This is a genomic window from Streptomyces tyrfis (genome assembly GCF_037034285.1).
Lineage (GTDB): Bacteria > Actinomycetota > Actinomycetes > Streptomycetales > Streptomycetaceae > Streptomyces.
Genome location: NZ_JBAGJZ010000106.1, coordinates 1 through 1,455, shown reverse-complemented (window position 1 = coordinate 1,455; position 1,455 = coordinate 1). Strand labels below are relative to the sequence as shown.

General features: G+C 67.0%; 1 protein-coding gene. It reads left to right on the top strand.

Annotated elements, in window-relative coordinates; genetic code table 11:
* Window positions 1-203 precede the first annotated feature (203 nt).
* On the top strand, window positions 204-1,455 hold a 1,252-nt coding region (locus WA762_RS35365; RefSeq protein ID WP_335941694.1), incomplete at its 3' end, for an IS4 family transposase.

Sequence of the window (1,455 nt, the reverse complement as noted above, 5' to 3'; positions counted from 1 at the left end):
GCCATGTAGTTAAGCGTGGGGTTGATGTGTCAAGCCGCCTGAAGCAGAGATGGAGCTCCTGCTAGAACCGTGTCGACCAAGATCACTGTTCAGCGGGAGCTCCCTTGGACGCCAAGTCTGTCATTTCTCATGAGGTAGTGGTTGCCGCGGGGCCGTTTGCACCGGGCCATCTGGGCGAGTTAACACGGATCGCCCCATTCGAGATGGTCGACGAGGTGCTGGCCGAGACCCGCAGGACGCAGCAGCGGATACGGGATCTTCCCTCACGTGTGGTGGTGTACCTGCTGCTGGCCGGTTCCCTGTTCCCCGGGATCGGCTGGCAGCAGGTGTGGCAGCGACTGACGGCCGGTCCGGAAGGACTGGAGACAGCAGCTCCGACTGCCGGCGCACTGGCGCAGGCCCGCAGGCGGGTCGGGGCCGGGCCGCTGCAGCGCTTGTTCGACCTGCTGCGTGGACCAGCCGCCGGGGTCGGCACCGTGGGAGCGTGGTGGCGGGGCCTGCTCGTCTGTGCTGTCGACGGCACGCTGGTGGCCGTGCCCGACAGCCCGGCGAACCAGGCCGAGTTCGTCAGGCACCGCTGTAACAACGGCGGGGCGGGATACCCCTCACTGCGTCTGCTGGTCCTGGTGTCCTGCGGCACCCGTACCGTTCTGGACGCGGTCTTCGGTCCCACCACGAACGGGGAGACGTTCTATGCGCCGAGCCTGGTCCGCAGCCTGCGCGAGGGAATGATCGTTCTGCTGGACCGTAACTTCGCCGTCCAGGCCCTGGTCGAGGCGATCACCGGGACGGGCGCGCACGTCCTGGTCCGCGTGAAAGAACACCGCAGGCTTCCGGTCCTGCAGCGGTTCCCCGACGGCTCCTACCTGTCCAGGCTCGGAGCCGTCGCGGTCCGCGTCATCGACTGCGAGATCACCGTCAGCACCTCCCAGGGGCGCCGCACCGGTGCCTACCGTCTCGTCACGACCCTGACCGATCCCCACGCACACCCCGCCACCGAACTGATCAGGCTCTACCACGAGCGATGGGAGATCGAGACCTCCTACCTGGAGATCAAGTCCACCATCCTGGGTGGCCGGGTCCTTCGTGCCCGGACCCCCGCCGGCGTGGTCCAGGAAGTCTTCGCACTGCTGGTCACCTACCAGATCCTGCGACTGGCCATGGCGGATGCCACCGGCATCCGCCAGGACATCGACCCCGACCGGGCCAGCTTCTCCATCGCGTTGAACACCGCCCGCGACCTGATTGTCCAGGCCGCGGGCGTCCTCGACGGCACCACCATCGACCTCATCGGCACCATCGGCCGCCGGATCCCGGCCGACCTCATGCCAGACCGCCGCATCCGCACCCGGCCACGCGTCGTCAAACGCGCCATCTCGAAGTACAACGCCAGAGGCACCGTCGACAGAACCAGCTACAAAGCCACGATCAGCATCGACATCCTGACCACCCGCA